The organism is Salegentibacter agarivorans (assembly GCF_900113135.1).
Classification (GTDB): Bacteria; Bacteroidota; Bacteroidia; order Flavobacteriales; family Flavobacteriaceae; genus Salegentibacter; species Salegentibacter agarivorans.
The window spans coordinates 15893-36410 of the sequence record NZ_FOOH01000033.1 but is presented as its reverse complement, the minus strand read 5'-3'; the positions used below and the strand labels follow the sequence as shown (position 1 = coordinate 36410).

Genomic DNA, 20518 nt, shown 5'->3' with positions numbered 1-20518 from the left:
AATGTATATAGCGCAGGCGTTTAGGTGTCACCATGAATTATGGAGATACATTATTGGGGTAGTTATAATTATGATTGCGGTTTTTATGGCCCAAATCCCGTTTCTGATAGCTCTTTTTTTGGAAGGTGGTTTTGATGCCGCTATGGACGAAACAGCAGTTTTAAAAGTCTTTGATTCTAATTTAACGTTGTTTTTCTTATTATTACCTTTTGCAGCCGGACTGGTGGCGGTTTTTTTCAATGCAAAATACCTGCATTCGCAGCCATTAAAAACCTTAACCACTACTCGAAAGAAGCTAGATTGGAGCCGGTTTTTCTTTGCTTTTACCCTGGTAGCTATCTTTACTATCTTAACCACCCTGGGATATTATTTCTTTTATCCTGAAGATTATCAGTTAAATTTCGAACCCACCTCATTTCTTATTTTGGTAGGAATTGCCGTTATATTTATTCCACTGCAAACCAGTTTTGAGGAATATATGTTCCGTGGATATTTAATGCAGGGATTGGGTGTGTTTGCTAAAAATCGCTGGGTTCCATTATTTCTAACTTCTATCATTTTTGGTGGGCTGCATTATTTTAATCCAGAGGTAGGCCAGCTGGGAGATATAATTATGATACACTACATTGGCACGGGATTCATGCTTGGCATTATGACGCTAATGGATGAAGGTCTTGAACTGGCGCTTGGCTTCCATGCCGCTAATAATTTGGTTGCGGCGCTATTGGTTACTGCCGACTGGACTGCTTTCCAAACTGAATCTATATTTAAAGACGTTTCTGCGCCCATAGCAGGTTTCTGGGATGTGGCTATTCCAGTATTTATAATTTATCCCCTTTTTCTTTTCATAATGGCTAAAAAATATGGCTGGAATAATTGGAAAAATAAACTTTTCGGAAAAGTAGAAAAGCCAGAAACCTTAAAACTTTCAGAAGAAAGTTAAATTTATCATTACAATTTGCTAACTTTCAATATGTAGAAATGTAACATATTTGGTTTTAAATATGGCAGATAAATACAAAGTACCGGAAACTCATCCCGATTTCAGGCTGAATAAACGACATTATTCCAATGCCGAACTGCATTTAGTGGCCTATAGCTTTATAAAAGAAGGAGAGGCATTTGAAGAGAAAATAGGAAGTTTCCTTTTAGACTGGATCAAGCCTTCAAAATATGTTGAGGTAAAAACTTCTGGCTCTACCGGGAAACCAAAAATTATAAGGATCAAAAAAGAGCAGATGATCAACTCTGCCATTGCAACTTCCCGTTTCTTTGATCTTCCTGAGAAAACTACTGCTTTACTATGTTTGCCCGCTACCTATATTGCCGGGAAAATGATGCTGGTTCGGGCAATGGTTTTGGGCTGGCAATTAGATATGGTGCCACCTTCCTCAAATCCTTTAGACCAGGTTTTTAAACGTTATGATTTTTGTGCAATGACGCCGTTTCAATTAGATAATTCGGTTGGGCGTCTGCATCTTATAAAGAAACTTATTGTTGGCGGTGGTGCGGTTTCGCCCAGGCTTCAAAAAATGGTAAAAGAAGTTAGCACCAAGGTTTATGAAACTTATGGAATGACGGAAACCGTTACCCATATTGCCGCAAAAAGGCTAAATCCATCAAAAAACAGGAAAAAATCCCGTCCTTTTAAAGTTTTGCCGAATATTAATATTTCGCAAGATGATAGAGGTTGTTTAGTGATTAAGGCTCCTAAACTTTCAGATGAAATAATTACCACTAATGATGTGGTGGAGATTCTTACCTACAAGAAATTTATTTGGAAAGGGAGAATAGATAACGTGATCAATTCTGGCGGAATAAAACTTCATCCAGAACAAATTGAAAAGAAGCTTTCCAAAATTATAGATCAGCGCTTATTTGTAACGGCAATGCCAGATGATTCCTTAGGGGAAAAACTGGTGCTTTTTGTTGAAAATGAATTTTCAGAAGATTTTCTGCAAAAACTAGAAAGAGAGATTAATGAATTAAAAAGTCTGGAAAAATACGAGCGGCCTAAAAAAATCTATTTTATAGAAAAATTTGAAGAAACCCATACGGGTAAAATTCATAGAGAAAATACCTTTAAAAGCAAGGTGAATTAGTTCCATATGTATAAATTATTATTGGTTATTGCGCTGTTGTGTGTTTTAAATACTTCGGCTCAAATTCTTCCTGAGCGTGAAAGAGCTACTGTTATAAATGAAATTTTAAACGATAAGTTTAAAAATCTTCTCCCCGATTTAATGGATAAGGCAGCAGTAGATATGTGGATTATAATTTCCCGTGAATATAACGAAGATCCTGTATTACGCACCATGTTACCAGCTACCTGGTTAAATGCAAGAAGACGCACTATTCTCGTTTTTAGCAGAAATAAAGAAACTGATACTTTAGAAAGCCTTGCGGTAGCCAGGTATGAAGTTGGAGAAAGTATAGAAGCAGCCTGGGATCCTGAAAAGAAACCTGAACAATGGAAAGCGTTAATTGATATTATAGAAAAACGAGATCCACAAAAAATTGCACTGAATTCTTCAAAAAATTATGGTTTGGCCGATGGACTGGTAAAAACAGATTCTGACGAATTTATGGATTACCTACCATTGAAATATAAAAACCGTCTTGTGTCTGGAGAAGACTTAGCAGTAGGTTGGATTGAAACCAGGTCCCAGATGGAAATGGAGATTTATCCCCAGTTGGTTGAAATTACTAAAAATATTATCAGGGAAGCTTTTAGCGAAGAAGTGATTATTCCGGGAGAAACTACCACTGAAGATGTGGTTTGGTGGATGAGACAAAAAGTAACCGATCTTGGACTGGAAACCTGGTTTCATCCCACTGTGTCTATTCAAAGGGATGAAGAAGCGTTGGAAGACCATATTTCGGCATTCTCATCTAATAAAGAAGGAAAGATAATCTATGATGGAGATTTGCTTCACTGTGACTTTGGGATCACTTATTTAAGGTTGAATACCGATTGCCAGCAAATGGCGTACGTTTTAAAACCAGGAGAAACTGAAGCTCCAGAGTTTCTTCAGCAAGCTTTTAAGAAAGGAAACCAGGTTCAGGATATTTTAACCGAAAATTTCGAAACAGGAAAATCTGGAAATCAGATACTTTCAGAAAGTTTAGACCAGGCGAGGGAAGAAGGCTTGAAACCTATGATTTACACCCATCCGCTGGGATTATATGGGCATTCTGCCGGCACAACTATTGGAATGTGGGATTCACAGGACGGCGTGCCCGGGAGTGGGGAATATCTTCTAAATGAAAATACAGTTTACGCAATAGAACTCAATACCAGCGTATTTTTGAGAGAATGGAACCAGGAAATTAGAATAATGTTAGAGGAAGCAGGGTTTTGGGGTGAAGGAGGCTTCAGTTATTTAAACGGAAGACAGGAGGAATTAATACTTATTTCATCAGAGTGATTTTTTGATCAATAAGAAAGAGTTAGGTATATAAAAAAACCTGCAGAATTAAATAATCTGCAGGTTGTTGAATAAACAAATTTTCTTATCTATTTTATATAAGCAGAAGTTATATAAAATTCCAGGTCGTTTACCTTTATTTTATCCAGCGCAATATTCTGTTTTAAATTCTGCCACTCGTTTGTAGGATAAATTCTAATTTCCTTTCCATCAACCAAAATATCTACCGGCATTTTAAAATGCTCAACATCAGCTATCCATCTTGCCTGGGTTTTACCTTCTTTTTTTCTGAATTGTAATTTCGGTAAATCAGTATGTCTTAGATATTGATCAAAAATAGGTTCTAGGTCTACCCCGGTAGCTTCATCAAAGAAATTTTCAGTAGTTTCGGTATCGATGATCTGGTGTTTATAAGTTTCGGTGTAATCTTTTAATGTTTTCCACCATAATTCATCGTTATCATAAATGCTACGAATGGTATTCAATAAATTGGCGCCTTTAAAATACATATCTCCAGAGCCTTCGCTATTCACACCATAATCCCCAATAATTGTTGCATTATTACCAAGGCCTCGGCGAGTTCCTTTAAGATATTCCAGGGCTTCTTCCTTGCCCCAGCGGCACTCTACATAAACAGCTTCCGAATAGGAAGTAAAGCCTTCGTGAATCCACATATCCGCAATATCTTTCGCGGTAATACTGTTACCATACCATTCGTGACCAGATTCATGAATAATAATATAATCCCACTTCAGGCCAATTCCTGTGCCGGACAGGTCATTACCCAGGTAGCCCATTTTATACTCGTTTCCATAGGCTACGGCACTTTGGTGTTCCATCCCCAGGTAAGGAGTTTCAATTAGTTTGAATCCATCTTCCACAAAAGGATATTCCCCGAATTTTTCATAAAAGCAATCCATCATTGGTTTAACTTCCTTGAATTGCTCTTTAGCTTTCTCCAGGTTGTAAGGCAAAACGTAATAATCGAGATCTAGATCGCCATACGAGTCAGAGAAATGCTCATAATTCGCGATATTGATCATTACGTTGTAATTATTGATAGGATTCACGGTTTTCCAGCTCCACTCGGTATAACCGTTTCCTAAATCTTTTTCTCCTAAAAATTGCCCGTTAGAAACGTTCATCAATCCGTTTGGAACTGCGATATCTAACTGAACTTCTTCCGGCTCATCGCTTTGGTGGTCTTTATTTGGATACCAAAGGCTGGCACCGGTTCCCTGAACCGCAACACCAATCCACGGATCTCCATTATCATCTTTATCCCAAACAAAACCGCCATCCCAGGGTGCATTTTTTGCTACAATGGGTTTTCCGGAATAATAAAATTGAATTTCTCCTTTTTCATTGGCTTTTACCGTTTCTTCCAACTCGATAAAAACCGCATTGTGTTTTCTTTCGTAAGTTAAAGTTTTCCTATTCTGAAGAATAGAATCCACTTTCATATCTTCAAAAAGGTCTATCTGAATGGTAGAAAGATTATCTTCAGCAATAAAACTAATAGTATTGGAGCCTGAAATAAATTGCTTTTCGGGTTCCACTTTAAGCTTTAAATGATACTTCTGAACATCAAAGGCGCGCTCGGGTCTTAATGAGCCTCTAAGTGAATCGGCTTCGGTATAATCCCCTTGCTTGTCGCTTAATACCTGGGCGAAGGAAATGTTGATTGCTGCAAGTGAAACGGCAAGAATAAAAATTAATTTTTTCATATCTATTTTAAAATTAATAGTTGGTATGAACAACCTCTAATACAATATTTTTATGTTTTTTCTTGAGTTCTCGAAAATCAGCGTGAAGTTTTTCGAATTCTTCAAGATCTACACCTTTACAAACTCCGTAGGAATAATGATATTTCAGTAAGTCCAGATCAATACTGGTTAACTCCCTGGGTTTTCTACAGGCTGAAAGATAGCTTTTGCAAGCTAATTTTTTTGAACTCTGAAAATAGCCTAGGGAACGAAAAAAATGAAATTTTAATAATTCCATTTTATACGAATCCTTCTGAATCAGACTGGTATTAAGTTTTAAATCTGTTTTGTAAATCTGATTTCTACCATTCCAGTGAGCATAATATCCGCTTTTCCCTAAAATTCTAGGCTCAAAATCTTTATTGTGTTCAGAATTCAGGTAATAAACTCTATAATTTGAGTCATCTGCGTTATCAACTCTTTTTATATTTAAGGAGTCGATATCGTTTGAGATGTTATTAGCAAATTGCATCAGTTTATTGGCGTGTACAGGTGGGACGCTTGGCTCAAAATACACTTTTACAGAATCTTTCCAATAACGCATAAACAGCTTTTTTTCTGAAAAACTGTCTGTATTGTAAACCACATTCTTATAAAGCTCCAAAAACATACTGTCTTTTGGTTCATAGGGCACCTTCACTTTATTCTTATCTATGGTCGATTTATAATCTGCTGAAACCTGTACTAGGGTATCCCTATTGTAAAAACGGAAATTGGTACTATCTTTTTTAGTTATTTTATTCCCAGCTTCCTTATAGTTTGAAATTGGGATGTAATTCCTAACAATTGTATCCTGAGAATACGATACAGTTATTATAAAAAAGAATAGCAGACCTACACTTTGTTTTAATGTTTTTTTCATGTTTGAATTACTCCTACATTAAAGTCTTTTTCAATAGGCGCGTGGTTGGCGGCTTCAATTCCCATAGAAATCCATTTCCTGGTATCTAAAGGATCTATCACTGCGTCTGTCCATAATCTCGCCGCAGCATAGTAAGGTGAAGTTTGTTCGTCGTAGCGGGATTTAATGGCTTCAAAAACCTCTTTTTCTTTTTCTTCGTCAACTTTTTCGCCTTTTTTCTCCATAGCGGCGGTTTCAATTTGCGCTAAAACCTTAGCGGCCTGGGTTCCTCCCATTACTGCAAGTTCTGCACTTGGCCAGGCTGCGATTAGTCTTGGGTCGTATGCTTTTCCACACATGGCATAATTTCCTGCCCCATAAGAATTCCCCATAATTATGGTGAATTTTGGAACTACCGAATTACTTACCGCGCTTACCATTTTAGCTCCGTCTTTAATGATGCCGCCGTGTTCGCTTTTGCTACCAACCATAAATCCGGTAACATCTTGAAGAAAAACAAGCGGGATTTTTTTCTGGTTGCAATTTGCTATAAATCGCGTCGCTTTATCGGCAGAATCTGAATAAATCACTCCACCAAACTGCATTTCCGTAGGTTTCGTTTTCGACGCCGTAGTTTTTACAATTTTACGCTGATTAGCAACAATTCCCACGGCCCAACCATCAATCCTGGCGTAGCCGGTAATAATGGTTTGGCCATAACCTTCTTTATATTCTTCAAATTCTGAACCATCTACCAAACGGGAAATAATTTCCCGAACATCGTATTGGTCGCTGCGTTTTTTAGGAAGAATTCCGTAAATATCTTCCTGATTTTCCTTTGGTTTTACAGCTTTTTTATGACTAAATCCGGCTTTATCAAAATCGCCCATTTTATCCATAATATTCTTTATGCGGGTAAGCGCGTCTTTATCGTCTTTCGCTTTATAATCGGTCACTCCACTAATTTCGCTATGTGTAGTAGCACCGCCCAAGGTTTCGTTATCTACAGATTCTCCAATGGCGGCTTTTACAAGGTAGCTTCCGGCAAGGAAAATACTTCCGGTCTTTTCTACGATAAGTGCTTCATCACTCATAATTGGAAGGTAAGCACCACCTGCCACACAACTGCCCATCACCGCTGCAATTTGGGTGATTCCCATACTGCTCATCACAGCGTTATTTCTAAAAATTCTTCCGAAGTGTTCCTTGTCAGGAAAAATTTCATCCTGCATAGGTAAATATACCCCGGCACTATCTACCAGGTAAATAATTGGAAGTCGGTTTTCAATGGCTATTTCCTGCGCGCGAAGGTTCTTCTTTCCCGTAATAGGAAACCAGGCGCCGGCTTTTACAGTGGCATCATTAGCAACTACAATACATTGTTTCCCGGAGACATAGCCCATTTTCACCACCACACCACCAGAAGGGCAACCACCGTGTTCTTCGTACATTCCTTCCCCGGCAAAAGCACCAATTTCTATTGAATTGGATTTATCGTCCAGTAAAAAATCGATTCGCTCCCGGGCGGTCATTTTTCCTTTGGCGTGATGTTTTTCTATGCGCTTTTCACCACCACCAAGCTTTACGCGTTTAAGTTTATGATTTAATGAAGAAACCAAAAGTTTATTATGGTCTTCATTTTTATTGAATTTCATATTCATATATTATGATTTTTTAATTCCTGAAATTAGAAAAATCTTCTAAATAGGTAGAAATAATATCAAAATTTCAGTAAATTTTAAATTTACAGCCGTCTTTTGGCTAAAATACAAAATAGCGTGAATTCTACTTATGGTTTGGGAATGTAAAATAGCCGATATTTGTATAAAATCTTTAATATGGGAATGAATAAAAATACCATTTTCGCCTGGGCATCTTTTGCTTTGTTCATTATTGGTGCCGCTATTATTTTATTGGGTGTGCTTAAATATCGAGATTACGCAATTGGTTTCTCGGTCACGGGGATTGGATTTTTTGCCATTTCCTGGGCGTTTAATGCATTAAAAGGTAGAATTTAAGTCGATAATATGTCAGGTTCCGTAAACAAAGAACAATTAATTAAACATTTACAAGGAGGTGAAGCTTTTATGGCTTTGGAAGATTTGATCGATAAAATTTCGTTTGAAAAATTAGGGGAAAAGCCTCAAAATTTACCGTATTCCTTTTACGAACTTTTCTACCATATTGTTTTCGCGCAAAAGGATATTTTGGAATATTCTATTTCTGAAAATTATAAAAGCTCAGAATGGCCCGATGATTACTGGCCGAAAGAATCAACTCCCGATACCGAAGAAGACTGGAAAAAATTAAAGAAAGATTATTTTGAAGATAGGGAGCGTTTTAAAAATTTTATTTTAGATACTGACATTGATTTAAATCTTCCGGTTAAAAACTCTGACAATCATAGCTTATTGCGGGAAATTATGCTGGTTATAGAGCATACGGCCTATCACACCGGGCAAATGTTAATCATCTTGCGCTTACTCGGCCTTTATAAATAATCAAACCGAATTCTGACTTTAATTTCAGATATTTGCAAATCTTAAAATAGCTTAAAAAATTCATTATGGCAGACGATAAAAAAGTGATCTTTTCAATGTCTGGGGTAACCAAGACTTATAAAAATGCGAATACCCCGGTTTTGAAAAATATATACCTTAGTTTTTTCTACGGTGCAAAAATTGGGATTCTTGGTTTAAATGGTTCTGGTAAATCTACTTTACTTAGAATTATTGCCGGCGAAGATAAAAATTACCAGGGCGATGTGGTTTTCTCTCCTGGCTATTCCGTTGGTTACCTTGAACAGGAACCAAAAGTAGATGAAGATAAAACCGTACTGGAGGTGGTAAAAGAAGGAGTTGCCGAAACGGTGGCCATTCTTGATGAGTACAATAAAATTAATGACCAGTTTGGATTGCCCGAGGTTTATGAAGATGCCGATAAGATGCAGAAGCTTATGGATAAGCAGGCTGCGCTTCAGGATAAAATTGATTCTTCAAACGCCTGGGAATTGGATACCAAACTGGAAATTGCAATGGACGCTTTAAGAACCCCTGAAGCCGATAAAAAGATTTCGGTGCTTTCAGGAGGAGAAAGAAGACGTGTGGCGCTTTGTAGACTTTTACTTCAGGAGCCGGATATTTTACTCCTGGATGAGCCAACTAACCATTTAGATGCTGAATCTGTACATTGGTTAGAGCATCATTTGGCCCAGTATAAAGGGACCGTTATCGCTGTAACGCACGACCGTTATTTCCTTGATAATGTTGCAGGTTGGATTCTAGAACTGGACCGGGGAGAAGGTATCCCGTGGAAAGGAAACTATTCTTCCTGGTTAGACCAGAAGTCTAAACGTATGGCACAAGAGCAAAAGCAAGCCAGCAAACGTCAAAAAACTTTGGAACGAGAATTGGAATGGTCTAAAATGAATCCGAAAGGACGTCAGGCCAAGCAAAAAGCACGTTTAAATAATTATGATAAGTTGTTGAGCCAGGATCAAAAGCAAATGGATGAGCAGCTGGAAATTTATATTCCTAACGGTCCAAGGTTAGGAACCAATGTGATTGAAGCCAATGGAGTGAGTAAAGCTTTTGGTGATAAATTGCTTTATGAAGATTTAAATTTTAAACTTCCGCAGGCTGGAATTGTTGGGGTAATTGGACCCAACGGTGCTGGTAAAACCACGATTTTTAAAATGATTATGGGCGAAGAAGAGCCTGATAAAGGAAGTTTTGAGGTTGGTGAAACCGCGAAGATCGCTTATGTAGATCAGGCGCATTCTAATATAGATCCTGAAAAAACCATTTGGCAGAACTTTAGCGATGAGCAGGAGTTGGTTATGATGGGCGGTCGCCAGGTAAATTCAAGAGCCTATTTAAGCCGATTTAACTTTAGCGGAAGTGAACAAAATAAGAAAGTAAATATGCTTTCTGGTGGAGAAAGAAACCGACTTCATTTGGCGATGACCTTAAAAGAAGAAGGAAACGTTCTACTACTCGATGAGCCTACCAACGATTTAGATGTGAATACACTCCGTGCCCTGGAAGAAGGTTTAGAGAATTTTGCCGGCTGTGCCGTGGTTATTTCCCACGACCGTTGGTTCCTGGATAGAATTTGTACACATATCCTTGCTTTTGAAGGAGATTCTCAGGTTTATTTCTTTGAAGGAAGCTTCTCTGATTACGAAGAAAACAAGAAAAAACGTTTGGGTGGAGATATTATGCCGAAACGTATTAAGTATAAGAAGTTGGTGAGATAATTTTTTAATCTCGCAGAAAAAAAACGTCATTCTGAATTTATTTCAGAATCTAAGATGTTTAATTTTCATTCAAGTTAGAACCTGAAACAAGTTCAGGATAATATATAAAAGAGGCCTCACAGATTTTTTAATCTTTTGAGGCCTTTTTATTTAAAGTTTTGTAATCTCCAGAACTGAGATTATTCTTTCTCTGGTTTCTTTTCTTTCTTAGGTGGCATAGGGCCGCGAAGGTGAATTATGAGTCCGTTTAGGAAGTTTCGTAGAAATTGATCGCCGCACTCTATATATTTTGGATGATCTTCGGCTCTAAATATTGCACCTAATTCACTTTTGGTTACTTTAAAATCTACCAAAGCGCAAATTTTTACAATATCGTCGTCTCGTAATTTATGAGCGACTCTTAGTTTTTTAAAAATATCGTTGTTTGTTAATCCCATAAGGCAAATTTAGCTTTTTCCTGAGTTTTGCTTTTAACTTTTCAGGTTTAATTGTTTTTTAATAGCGTTTATTTTTTTGAGATCTGCATCATTTTTAATTACAGACTTTGCATCGGCAAACAGGTTTTTAGCTTCAATATCTAATACTTCATAATACTTTTCGTTAACTGCTTTTTGAGATTTCAGATAATAAAAAAGCATGCCCAGTTTTTGAATAATAATTATATCGTGTTTGCAATATGCTCTTATAGGCGCTAAAACCTGATATAAAAGTTCTTCAAAATCTACACTCCGCATCTTGATTAAAACTTTTTCATCTGTCTTTAAAAATTGTCTGTCTTGTTTTTGCATTCGTAAAGCCAAAAGTTCGGCTAAATAATCCAGAGCGTTAAGGGCGGTACCGGGATCGTTAATTCCGGGAGACATTGCTTTTACAATAACCTCGGTAATTTGTTTAAACGCGAGCACATAATTGGTGTTTACTAACTCGCCGCGGGCAAGGTTAAAATTAGAAAGTACCTTTTTTAAGGTTTCATCGTCCAATTTTTCTTTTGATTTTAAAAGCGGAATTCCCTTTAAAATAAAAATTCCTTTTACTGGGAGAATTTCAAACTGGGTGTCTTTTTCGTTACAGATATCTAATAAATTATCTGAAGATAAATTCTGAAAATAACCACTTTTTTCAGAATGGTACTCGTACCATTCTTTCGTGTCAGGGAATTCCTGATCTTCATTTTCTTCAGTTTTCAGCAAAAAAATTAGTCGGGTTCTTGCCTGTCTAAAAATGCGATCCAGGATATTGTTAATCTGTATGCTTTGCGAAATATTATGTATAAAATAAATAAATGCACCAATACAAATCACGGTAAAAATAATTCCGACTAATACTGAAAAACCTGGGGTTTGATAAGAGTCCCCTTCGGGCTGAATAGAAACCGCCACGAAAATACAGTAGAGTATAGTAGCCAGGTAGATTCCTAAAATAACCTGATGATTTTTATCAGAAATAAGTCCGGGAAGCAACCGGGGAGAATAATTACTCGCCGCCTGATTTAATAGTACCATCACCATAGAAAAACTAAAAACCATCATAGAAATAAGGCCGGTAATGCAGGCGGTTAATATGCTAAGTGCGGTGTTGCCATTATCTACCACCAGCATTGGAATATGATCTAAAAGATACCTGGATACACCCTGATTTTCTATATAAATAAGCGTGAAGGCTATTAGAAAACCCAGAATTGCAAAAACACTGGGATAAAAAGCAATTTTACTTTGCAGGTTGGAAAGGAGAATATAAATACGATTAAAAAAATACTTCATTTAGTTTTGTTGGAAAGTTACTCAAAAGTCACTAGAAATAAGCTTCTTTAATTCAATTGACAAATTGTCTGTTTAATTATGAATAAAAATGCCAAAAAGACATAAAAAATAGAATGGAATCTAAATTGCTAATAATTTATCAGAAACAATAAAATTAAAGTCTAACAAAAACATAAAAGCTATGAGTTTAATTAAAAGAAATGAGGCCAATTGGCTGCCATCGGTTTTTGACGATATGTTTAAAACCGATTGGTTAGGAGGAACTACAAATGTTAACAGTATAGGAACCAGTATTCCTGCTGTAAACATTCAGGAAACCGAGGACAACTTTAGCGTAGAAGTTGCTGCACCGGGTAAAACTAAAGAAGATTTTAATATTGAGCTAGACAACGATGTATTAACCATTTCTTCTGAAGAGAAAAAAGAAAATGAAACTTCAGAAAAAAATGGAAGGTACACCAGGAAGGAATTTAGTTATAGTACTTTTAAAAGAGCTTTTAGTTTACCAGATTCAGTAGATAGTGAGAAAATTTCTGCTTCTTATAAAGATGGGGTTCTTATTATAGAACTGCCAAAGCGGGAAGAAGCTAAAGTACAGGCTAAACGAATGATTGAGATTTCGTAATTTAGATAGTTAGTTTGATTAGTTAAAAAAACGTCCCTAGCCGGACGTTTTTTTTATACTGATTATTTAGGTATTTAAAGTTTCTTTAAATCGTCTAATTATATTTATATGGAAGATATATACGCAATTGAATTTTTATGCGTTAAAAAGAAACCGGGAACTCTATTATTATTTTAGATAATTGATATATTTACCCGCGAAGAACAGACCTATAAATCTATTTTTATGAACAGATATTTTCTACTGATTATTATTAGCATTTTTTGCGTGTCTTTTACTCAGGCCCAGGAGTATAGTTTTGGGATAAAAGGTGGTGGTAATTATGTCATGGGAGGCGAATTAACCGGACTTGATTCTGGGGAAGGATTTAACTCAGATACCTTTAATGCTGAATCGCAGTTTGGTTTTCACGCCGGTATATTTTTTGAATTGAATTTCGATAAATTCTTCGTTCGTCCTGAAATAATTTACAATTCTATGGAAACTGTATTTCCCTTTCCAAATCAGAATTCTACCTATGCTGTAGAAAAATTAAGTATTCCATTATTATTTGGCTATAATATATGGGGCCCTGTAGATGTTTATGCCGGACCTGCATACCAGAATATAATGAATGCAACTCTTGAGGGTACCGAGCCATTAAATCAAACTATTGTAGCACAAAATACTCCACTCGCGGCTCAGGCTGGAATAAAGGTGGGGTTTGGAAGATTTGAAATTGATCTTCGTTATGATAGAAGTTTAGCTTCAGCAGAAATTCAAGATGTAGATATTAATAATGGAGATTACGGTGTAAACCGGGCAGAATTTACAGACACCAGGTTAAATCAATTCCTGCTTAGCCTTAGCTTTAAAATTGGCGATAGTGAATCTAATACCGGGCGAAGAAGAGGTAGAGGATGTTATTTCTAACCGAAAAGTAAAAAGTAAATATCAAGCCTTAATTGTTAATTTTTCAATTAAGGCTTTTTTTATGAGGATAATCATAATATAAATGACTTAAAATCATTAAATTGATAGGTATATTTGCATGCCTAAATTTATTAAAATGAAAGACCTCTATTCCATAAAGCCAAAAAAGCGCAAACGTCTTATTTTATTGTTAAGTGCTTTTTTTGCGTTCTTGCTAATTACCGAATTTATTGAGAAAAGGAGTTTGAAAAGCATAGATCAGGATTTTTCTTCTCTTTATCAGGATCGTCTTCTACCTGCATCCCAAATTTATGAGCTTTCTGAAATTCTCCATGAAAAAAGAATGCTCTTTGAAGATATTAAGGACAATGGGGAGTATAATGCAGCTTTCAATTTAAACGAAATTACGACGTATAATTCTAAAATGGATCAGGTTTTACAAGATTATAGTCAAACCTATTTAGTAGAGCGGGAAGAGGTTTACTTTGAAGATTTTCAGAAGCATTATAAAGAGTACCTGGTTTTGGAAAACACCATTCTTGAAAATTTAAAGGAAGAAGATTTTACTACTGCCAGCTATCTAATTAATAAAAATGCGAACGATTATTTTAAAGTTTTAAACCTGGATTTGCATAATATTGCCAGCATTCAACCGGAAGTAGGACAACAATTAATGGCACATTATAAATCAAGTTCGGGAATCACTTCTTTACTCTACTATTTTAAAATTGCATTAACCATTTTAATCGGTGTTTTTGTACTTCGTCTTTTAGGTTTAGAAAAGCTATTACGTCAACCCAAACAGCAATTTGAGCTGAATTAATACTGAAAAAATTCAAAAAAAATAAACCCCATAATTTGATAATTATGGGGTTAAATTATTACCTGATTTTTAGTAATTAAATATCAAAACGATCTAAGTTCATAACCTTATCCCAGGCTTTCACAAAGTCTTTTACAAACTTTTCCTGTGAGTCGTCACACCCGTATACTTCTGCTAAAGCTCGAAGCTCAGAGTTTGATCCAAAAATAAGATCTACTCTTGTGCCGGTCCACTTTACTTTTTTACTGGTACGGTCGCTTCCTTCAAATTCGGTTTGAGAATCTGATGTTGCTTTCCAGGTGGTTCGCATATCCAGAATGTTCTTAAAGAAATCGTTGGTTAACTGCCCTGGACGATCTGTAAAAACCCCGTGTTTTGAGCCGTCAAAGTTTGTATTTAAAACACGCATTCCGCCAACTAAAACAGTCATTTCTGGCGGGGTTAAGCTTAATAATTGAGCTCTGTCTACAAGCATTTCTTCAGCCGAAGCTGAAATATTATCCCTGTTTCTGGCATAATTTCGGAAACCGTCAGCATTAGGTTCTAAGGGTTCAAAAGCTTCCACATCGGTTTGCTCTGCCGTGGCATCGGTACGTCCCGGGGTAAATGGGACCCCAATATCAAAACCGGCATCTGCTGCAGCTTTCTTAATAGCCACGCAGCCTCCAAGTACAATAAGATCTGCAAGGGAAACCTTTTTGTTTCCAATTTGCGCTTCATTAAACTCTTTTTGAATATTTTCAAGTTTTGTGATTACCTGTTGCAATTGTGGCGGATTGTTAACCTCCCAGTGTCTTTGTGGTTCAAGCCTAATACGAGCACCATTGGCTCCCCCTCTTTTATCTGAATTTCGAAAAGTAGAGGCCGATCCCCAGGCGGTAGATACCAACTGCGATACCGTTAAACCTGAATTAAGGATTTTTTTCTTAAGTTCAGCTACGTCTTTATCATTAATTAATTCGTAATCTACTTTTGGTACAGGATCTTGCCAAATAAGCTCTTCTGAAGGAACTTCAGGGCCCAAATAGCGCGAAAGTGGTCCCATATCACGGTGGGTTAATTTATACCAGGCTTTAGAAAATGCTTCTGCAAATTCTTCAGGATTCGCGTAAAAATTTCTGGAAATCTTCTCGTATGCCTCATCTTCCTTTAAAGATAAATCGGTAGTTAGCATAAAAGGAGCGTGACTTTTAGAAGGATCGTGTGCATCTGGAATTGTACCGGCACCGGCATTATCTTTTGGTTTCCATTGGTAAGCGCCACCCGGTCCTTTAATGCATTCCCAGTCATATTTAAATAGGTTGTCAAAGAAGCTGTTGCTCCATTTGGTAGGAGTATTGGTCCAGGCTCCTTCAATTCCACTGGTAATAGTATCTTCAGCATTTCCTTTTCCCATACTATTTTTCCAGCCTAATCCCATTTCTTCAATAGCGCTGCCTGCAGGTTCTGCACCAACATATTGCTCGGCGTCTCCGGCACCGTGGGTTTTTCCAAAAGTGTGGCCTCCGGCTATAAGTGCAACCGTTTCATAATCGTTCATCGCCATGCGTCCAAAAGTTTCGCGAATATCTTTAGCTGCCGCAACCGGATCGGGATTTCCGTTAGGTCCTTCCGGATTTACGTAAATGAGTCCCATGTGGGAAGCTCCTAACGGACTTTCCAATTCGTTATTTTCAGAATATCTTTCTTTATTTCCCAGCCATTCACCTTCTGAACCCCAATAGATGTCTTCTTCCGGTTCCCAAATGTCTTCGCGGCCACCACCAAATCCAAAGGTTTCTAATCCCATAGATTCCAGAGCACAGTTTCCGGTAAGGATCATAAGATCTGCCCAGGAAATTTTTCTTCCATATTTTTCTTTAATTGGCCATAGTAAAAGTCGGGCTTTATCCAGGTTAGCATTATCTGGCCAGCTATTTAATGGTGCAAATCGCTGTGAACCAGAGCTGGCACCTCCCCGACCATCACCTATACGGTAGGTTCCGGCACTATGCCAGGCCATACGTATAAAGAAAGGACCATAATGGCCATAATCTGCCGGCCACCATTCCTGGGAATCTTCCATTAACTTAAAAATATCTTTCTTTACAGCTTTTAGGTCCAGACTTTTAAATTCTTCTGCATAATTAAAATCTTCGTCCATAGGATTGGACAAATTGGAATGTTGTCTTAAAATTGAAAGGTTTAATTGGTTAGGCCACCAGTCACGGTTAGATGTTCCGCTTCCTGCGGTTTTATCAAGTGCGCCACCCATAAACGGGCAACGACTGGATTCGTTTACTTCCCATACCTTGTGATTATCGGGATGGTTTCTGTGATCGTTTTTTTCCATAATTTGGAGAGTTTTAAAGGATTAATAGCGTAAAATTACTATAATTATTTTTTATGGAAATTTATTTTTCATATTAAATAACTATGGTAATTAAGTAAAAACTATAATATAGTAAAAATGGCGCACACTTTTAATCATAAAAATGACCTTAGCCCTTAGGACCCCGCTTCATTTTTTATTATTTCAGGCTAATTTGATTGTGTTTTCTTTAACTATTTGTGCTAAAAAGCTAATGTTAAGCAAAATAACAGTCGATTAACAATTTTTCTTTATTTGAGTAACTAATTTCATAAGGAAACCAGAAAATAATGAAGAAATGAAAACACTAACCGACAATTTTTCCAAACCAGTATTTGTATTAGCACTTTTGCTTTTTGCAAGTTGCGGAAGTATGCAGAATACTGAAGACGATCTAAGAAGAGATGCTACCGATGCCAGAAATGAAATTAGGCAGAATCATACTAACGCTGCAGATATGCTAGATAACTCAGCGGGTTATGCTATTTTTCCAAATGTGGGTAAAGGAGCCTATGTAATTGGGGGAGCTTCCGGTAATGGTGTTGTTTATCAGAACAATAACATTATAGGTTATGCAGACCTAAAACAGGTAGATATTGGCTTGCAGGCTGGAGGAAAGGCTTTTATTGAAGTGCTTTTCTTTGAAACCGATGCCGATCTGGAAAGATTTAAAGAAGGAGATTACGAGCTTTCTGCTAATGCATCTGCCGTAATACTAGATAAAGGAGCTTCTCAAAGTATTGATTTTCAAGACGGAGTTGCCGTAGTTACCATTCCAAAAGGTGGAGCAATGGCAGGAGTTTCTGTAGGAGGGCAGCGTTTTTCCTTTCAACCTAGATAAAAAATAATTATTTGTAAGTATGAAAGCGGCTTTAGAGGCCGCTTTTTTTTATACCCTAATTTTTAAAAGGTATTTTTACTTAACTACATCAAACTTAATCCAAATTAATTTAGCTTAAGAAATCCCCTTATCTTTGCTAAAAGAACCCTGTTTAAGATGATACCTGAAAGTATTTCTGTAGAAGAGAAATTGCAAGAGCGAATTAAAGAACTCTCCTGTCTTTATCAGGTTTCATCGGCTATAAGGGAGTTTGAGGGTTCTTATGAGGCTACTTTAGAATCTATTGTAAAAATTCTTAAAAATGCCTGGCGTTTTCCAGAATTGGCTACTGTAGAGATACAATGTGAATCGTATCATTTGAGTTCTAATCCAACTCCAAAAGAAGGTTATTCCCAAAAAAGTATTATTAAAATTTCTGAAAATGAAATAGGTTTCATAAAAGTACATTATCCGGCCTCAGATTTATCTAAAGCGCATTTTTTGGTGGAAGAACAGCGACTTTTAGATAAAATAGCCGATGAAATTGCGCTGTTTTTTGAACGCCAAAATATTAAAATACAGGAAGAACATTTAAAACAAACCGCTGCAAGAAATGACCGGTTGGCTATTCTGGGAGAAATTACCGCGGGAATAGCGCACGAGCTTAATACTCCGTTAGGTAATATTTTAGGTTTTTCTGAATTTATTGAAGAAAAAACGGCTGAAAAGCAAACAAAACGAGATGCGCAAAAGATCCTTAATTCAGCAATTTATTCTAGGGAAGTTGTAAAAAAGCTTATGTTTTTCTCCTGTGATATGCCGCAAGACATTAAAAAAATTAAGGTGAAACCCATTATTACCCAGGCGCTTTCGCTTTTAAAACCTAATTTTAAAAAAGCTAATATTCGGTTTAAATTTAATATTCAGGATCCTGCTTTAAAAGCACAGGTAGACCCTATACAATTAACCCAGGTATTTTTTAATTTAGTGATTAATGCGATTTATTATTCTCCGGAAAATTCCAAAATTGTTATTTCCATTAATAATAACGAAACACATTATACTATTGAAATTGCCGATGAAGGAAAAGGAATTGCTCCTGAAGTGAAAGATAAAATTTTTGAACCTTTTTATACTACAAAACCACTGGGGGAAGGTTCCGGTCTTGGATTAAGTGTGGTTCACGGGATAATTAAAAGTCATAAAGGAGAAATTAGCATTGCCGATAACATTCCAAAAGGAACTATTTTTAAAATAAAATTACCATTGAATTTCTAATATGTCTATACGCAAAGAAAACTTACTTATTGTAGATGACGATTATGATATGCTTGAAGTACTGGACCGCCACCTAAAACAGGAGAATTACCATACTTACAAGGCTGGTTCGGTGATGGAAGCTATAGATATTTTAAAGCATAGCAGTATAGATTTATTGATCACCGACCTACAAATGCCGGGAATGAACGGAATGGAATTGGTGAAATATGTAGACGATCATTATCCTGAAATTCCTAAACTTGTAATTACCGGCTATCCTTCTATAGATAATGCACTTACCGCAATAAAATCTGGTGCTTTAGATTATTTGCCTAAACCATTTACTAAAAACGAGTTACTTACTTCAGTTAAAAAATCTTTAGTCAACCGTACATCAACGAAAAAAACCGCTTCTTCACCCGAAATTAGAAATAATTATGGCGGAATGGTTGGCTCTTCAGCAAAATTTGAAGAGTTGGTAGATATTATAGAAAGAGTGAAAAATAACCGTGCTACAATTTTAATAAGAGGAGAGAGTGGTACCGGGAAAGAACTGGTGGCACGGGCAATTCATTATAAAGGTTCTTTTGCTCAAAATCCATTTATTGCAGTTAACTGTGGTGCTATTCCCGAGAATTTACTGGAATCAGAATTATTTGGTTCTACTAAAGGAGCTTATACAGGTGCTTCAGAAACCCGCGAAGGTTACTTCCAGGCTGCTAATGGCGGTACTATTTTTTTAGATGAAATTGGTACAGCCTCACTGGCGGTTCAGGTTAGGTTATTGCGTGTGCTTCAGGAAAAAGAAGTAAGAAAACTGGGCGGTAGAAATTCAGAAAAAATCCAGGTTCGGGTAATTGCTGCAACAAACAGCGATTTAAGGGAAATGGTAGAAAGAGGAACTTTCAGGGAAGATCTTTACTATCGTTTAAATGTGGTAGATATTCTTACCCCGCCTTTACGGGAAAGAAAAGAAGATATTGTTCCCCTTACCAAAACTTTTCTGGATAAATACCAACAGGATTATGGCAAAACCGGTTTAAAATTATCAGATAAAACTGTTGAAATTTTAAAGCGTTACAATTGGCCGGGGAATATTAGGGAATTAGAAAACGTGATTCAACGAGCCATAATTATGAGTGAAGATGAAATTCTTCCGCAAGACCTACCTGCTTCGGTAAAATACCAGGTCCCGGCTGTAGATGAAGAATTAGTTGCCTTAAAAGAAGTAGAAAAAAAGCATATTTTAAAAGTTCTTGCAGCGGTAGATCAAAACAAATCTAAAGCAGCAGAAATCCTTCAAATAGACCGTAAAACCTTACGGGAAAAGATTAAATAAGCTGCGGGTAATTATCTCCCACCCGGGTAATTTCTTTCCAATACAGAAAATAATAGGAATTCAATTTTACTTCTTTGAGTTCTGATAATCAATACTTTAAAATATATATTCTCATTTTTTAATTTTTTGGGCACAGCTTTAGCTTTAGTGTATTCCAAAATACAGATTCTATGAATATAGTTGAAATGGAAAGACCGGCAGTTTTGGAAGAAAGTGAAAAGGAACTGGAGCATGCAGGTAGCGAACTCTTTAAAACGCTTTGCTTTAATTGCGATTTAAGGCACCACTGCAGCTGGAAAGATAACAGAAAAATGTATTGTGAACATTTTCAATAAA

19 protein-coding genes are annotated in these 20518 nt (G+C 36.7%); 13 read left to right on the top strand and 6 right to left on the bottom strand.

Annotated features, from left to right (window positions below; genetic code table 11):
* The first annotated feature begins 1 nt into the window (after nt 1).
* The 3 genes from BM084_RS17435 to BM084_RS17425 all read left to right on the top strand — a co-directional run bounded on the left by BM084_RS17435 (nt 2) and on the right by BM084_RS17425 (nt 3428).
* Nucleotides 2-943 (top strand): CPBP family intramembrane glutamic endopeptidase, encoded by a 942-nt coding sequence (locus tag BM084_RS17435; RefSeq protein WP_075326054.1) that lies wholly within the window; start codon nt 2-4, stop codon nt 941-943.
* Between the two features lie 61 nt (nt 944-1004).
* Nucleotides 1005-2102 (top strand): AMP-binding protein, encoded by a 1098-nt coding sequence (locus BM084_RS17430; RefSeq protein ID WP_075326055.1) that lies wholly within the window; start codon nt 1005-1007, stop codon nt 2100-2102.
* A 6-nt stretch (nt 2103-2108) separates the two neighbouring features.
* A complete protein-coding gene (locus tag BM084_RS17425; protein WP_093306334.1) occupies nt 2109-3428 on the top strand; it encodes a M24 family metallopeptidase in 1320 nt (439 codons plus the stop codon).
* An 89-nt stretch (nt 3429-3517) separates the two neighbouring features.
* Here BM084_RS17425 and BM084_RS17420 read toward each other — a convergent pair whose 3' ends face one another.
* Genes BM084_RS17420 through BM084_RS17410 form a run of 3 tightly spaced genes read right to left on the bottom strand, consistent with a single transcriptional unit; the run spans nt 3518 to nt 7696 of the window.
* On the bottom strand, nt 3518-5155 hold the full coding sequence (locus BM084_RS17420; RefSeq protein ID WP_093306332.1) for a M1 family metallopeptidase: 1638 nt from the start codon (nt 5153-5155) through the stop codon (nt 3518-3520).
* A gap of 13 nt (nt 5156-5168) precedes the next feature.
* Nucleotides 5169-6056, bottom strand: coding sequence for a hypothetical protein (locus tag BM084_RS17415; RefSeq protein WP_093306330.1), 888 nt, complete (start codon nt 6054-6056; stop codon nt 5169-5171).
* Nucleotides 6053-7696, bottom strand: coding sequence for an acyl-CoA carboxylase subunit beta (locus BM084_RS17410; protein WP_093306328.1), 1644 nt, complete (start codon nt 7694-7696; stop codon nt 6053-6055). Before BM084_RS17410 ends, BM084_RS17415 begins: the two co-directional genes overlap by 4 nt.
* Nucleotides 7697-7873: 177 nt before the next feature.
* On the opposite strand from BM084_RS17410, the gene BM084_RS17405 reads away from it, so the two are divergent.
* The 3 genes from BM084_RS17405 to ettA all read left to right on the top strand — a co-directional run bounded on the left by BM084_RS17405 (nt 7874) and on the right by ettA (nt 10293).
* Nucleotides 7874-8053 (top strand): CAL67264 family membrane protein, encoded by a 180-nt coding sequence (locus tag BM084_RS17405; protein ID WP_075326058.1) that lies wholly within the window; start codon nt 7874-7876, stop codon nt 8051-8053.
* 9 nt (nt 8054-8062) lie between these two features.
* Complete coding sequence (locus BM084_RS17400; protein ID WP_093306326.1) at nt 8063-8536, top strand: DinB family protein; 474 nt, start codon at nt 8063-8065, stop codon at nt 8534-8536.
* A 65-nt stretch (nt 8537-8601) separates the two neighbouring features.
* Nucleotides 8602-10293: an energy-dependent translational throttle protein EttA gene (ettA, locus tag BM084_RS17395; protein ID WP_075326060.1), complete on the top strand. Its 1692-nt coding sequence runs from the start codon at nt 8602-8604 to the stop codon at nt 10291-10293.
* Between the two features lie 179 nt (nt 10294-10472).
* On the opposite strand, the gene BM084_RS17390 is transcribed toward ettA, so the two are convergent.
* Both BM084_RS17390 and BM084_RS17385 read right to left on the bottom strand, forming a co-directional pair.
* Nucleotides 10473-10730, bottom strand: a complete 258-nt coding sequence (locus tag BM084_RS17390; protein WP_093306324.1) for a DUF1456 family protein — start codon at nt 10728-10730, stop codon at nt 10473-10475.
* A gap of 33 nt (nt 10731-10763) precedes the next feature.
* Nucleotides 10764-12053: a DUF2254 domain-containing protein gene (locus BM084_RS17385; RefSeq protein WP_093306322.1), complete on the bottom strand. Its 1290-nt coding sequence runs from the start codon at nt 12051-12053 to the stop codon at nt 10764-10766.
* 181 nt (nt 12054-12234) lie between these two features.
* On the opposite strand from BM084_RS17385, the gene BM084_RS17380 reads away from it, so the two are divergent.
* From BM084_RS17380 to BM084_RS17370, 3 genes are all read left to right on the top strand, one after another.
* Nucleotides 12235-12678 carry an Hsp20/alpha crystallin family protein gene (locus tag BM084_RS17380; RefSeq protein ID WP_093306320.1) on the top strand — a complete coding sequence of 148 codons (444 nt, stop codon included), beginning with the start codon at nt 12235-12237 and terminating at the stop codon, nt 12676-12678.
* Nucleotides 12679-12903: 225 nt separating this feature from the next.
* Nucleotides 12904-13590 (top strand): outer membrane beta-barrel protein, encoded by a 687-nt coding sequence (locus BM084_RS17375; protein ID WP_075326063.1) that lies wholly within the window; start codon nt 12904-12906, stop codon nt 13588-13590.
* Between the two features lie 136 nt (nt 13591-13726).
* The gene (locus BM084_RS17370) at nt 13727-14413 is read left to right on the top strand and encodes an MCP four helix bundle domain-containing protein (protein WP_177195728.1); all 687 of its coding nucleotides are present in this window, start codon (nt 13727-13729) and stop codon (nt 14411-14413) included.
* Nucleotides 14414-14489: 76 nt separating this feature from the next.
* Here the strand turns inward: BM084_RS17370 and katG are convergent, their stop codons facing one another.
* A complete protein-coding gene (gene katG, locus BM084_RS17365) occupies nt 14490-16745 on the bottom strand; it encodes a catalase/peroxidase HPI (RefSeq protein ID WP_093306315.1) in 2256 nt (751 codons plus the stop codon).
* A gap of 316 nt (nt 16746-17061) precedes the next feature.
* Between katG and BM084_RS17360 the strand changes: the two genes are divergently transcribed.
* The 4 genes from BM084_RS17360 to BM084_RS19235 all read left to right on the top strand — a co-directional run bounded on the left by BM084_RS17360 (nt 17062) and on the right by BM084_RS19235 (nt 20517).
* On the top strand, nt 17062-17604 hold the full coding sequence (locus BM084_RS17360) for a lipid-binding SYLF domain-containing protein (protein WP_093306312.1): 543 nt from the start codon (nt 17062-17064) through the stop codon (nt 17602-17604).
* Between the two features lie 156 nt (nt 17605-17760).
* Entirely contained in the window at nt 17761-18861 is a 1101-nt protein-coding gene (locus BM084_RS17355) for a sensor histidine kinase (RefSeq protein WP_093306309.1), read from the top strand.
* A 1-nt stretch (nt 18862) separates the two neighbouring features.
* Complete coding sequence (locus BM084_RS17350; RefSeq protein ID WP_075326067.1) at nt 18863-20182, top strand: sigma-54-dependent transcriptional regulator; 1320 nt, start codon at nt 18863-18865, stop codon at nt 20180-20182.
* Between the two features lie 170 nt (nt 20183-20352).
* On the top strand, nt 20353-20517 hold the full coding sequence (locus BM084_RS19235) for a hypothetical protein (protein ID WP_156858135.1): 165 nt from the start codon (nt 20353-20355) through the stop codon (nt 20515-20517).
* Nucleotide 20518: the final 1 nt, after the last annotated feature.

What these genes read in the sequence shown, in the direction of transcription:
- BM084_RS17380 (WP_093306320.1), top strand. Translation starts at nt 12,235, where the DNA reads ATGAGTTTAATTAAAAGAAATGAGGCCAATTGGCTGCCATCGGTTTTT.
- BM084_RS17420 (WP_093306332.1), bottom strand. Translation starts at nt 5,155, where the DNA reads ATGAAAAAATTAATTTTTATTCTTGCCGTTTCACTTGCAGCAATCAAC.
- BM084_RS17400 (WP_093306326.1), top strand. Translation starts at nt 8,063, where the DNA reads ATGTCAGGTTCCGTAAACAAAGAACAATTAATTAAACATTTACAAGGA.
- BM084_RS17410 (WP_093306328.1), bottom strand. Translation starts at nt 7,696, where the DNA reads ATGAATATGAAATTCAATAAAAATGAAGACCATAATAAACTTTTGGTT.
- BM084_RS17375 (WP_075326063.1), top strand. Translation starts at nt 12,904, where the DNA reads ATGAACAGATATTTTCTACTGATTATTATTAGCATTTTTTGCGTGTCT.
- BM084_RS17435 (WP_075326054.1), top strand. Translation starts at nt 2, where the DNA reads ATGTATATAGCGCAGGCGTTTAGGTGTCACCATGAATTATGGAGATAC.
- BM084_RS17430 (WP_075326055.1), top strand. Translation starts at nt 1,005, where the DNA reads ATGGCAGATAAATACAAAGTACCGGAAACTCATCCCGATTTCAGGCTG.
- BM084_RS17370 (WP_177195728.1), top strand. Translation starts at nt 13,727, where the DNA reads ATGAAAGACCTCTATTCCATAAAGCCAAAAAAGCGCAAACGTCTTATT.
- BM084_RS17425 (WP_093306334.1), top strand. Translation starts at nt 2,109, where the DNA reads ATGTATAAATTATTATTGGTTATTGCGCTGTTGTGTGTTTTAAATACT.
- BM084_RS17355 (WP_093306309.1), top strand. Translation starts at nt 17,761, where the DNA reads ATGATACCTGAAAGTATTTCTGTAGAAGAGAAATTGCAAGAGCGAATT.
- BM084_RS17360 (WP_093306312.1), top strand. Translation starts at nt 17,062, where the DNA reads ATGAAAACACTAACCGACAATTTTTCCAAACCAGTATTTGTATTAGCA.
- ettA (WP_075326060.1), top strand. Translation starts at nt 8,602, where the DNA reads ATGGCAGACGATAAAAAAGTGATCTTTTCAATGTCTGGGGTAACCAAG.
- katG (WP_093306315.1), bottom strand. Translation starts at nt 16,745, where the DNA reads ATGGAAAAAAACGATCACAGAAACCATCCCGATAATCACAAGGTATGG.
- BM084_RS17350 (WP_075326067.1), top strand. Translation starts at nt 18,863, where the DNA reads ATGTCTATACGCAAAGAAAACTTACTTATTGTAGATGACGATTATGAT.
- BM084_RS17415 (WP_093306330.1), bottom strand. Translation starts at nt 6,056, where the DNA reads ATGAAAAAAACATTAAAACAAAGTGTAGGTCTGCTATTCTTTTTTATA.
- BM084_RS17390 (WP_093306324.1), bottom strand. Translation starts at nt 10,730, where the DNA reads ATGGGATTAACAAACAACGATATTTTTAAAAAACTAAGAGTCGCTCAT.
- BM084_RS19235 (WP_156858135.1), top strand. Translation starts at nt 20,353, where the DNA reads ATGAATATAGTTGAAATGGAAAGACCGGCAGTTTTGGAAGAAAGTGAA.
- BM084_RS17405 (WP_075326058.1), top strand. Translation starts at nt 7,874, where the DNA reads ATGGGAATGAATAAAAATACCATTTTCGCCTGGGCATCTTTTGCTTTG.
- BM084_RS17385 (WP_093306322.1), bottom strand. Translation starts at nt 12,053, where the DNA reads ATGAAGTATTTTTTTAATCGTATTTATATTCTCCTTTCCAACCTGCAA.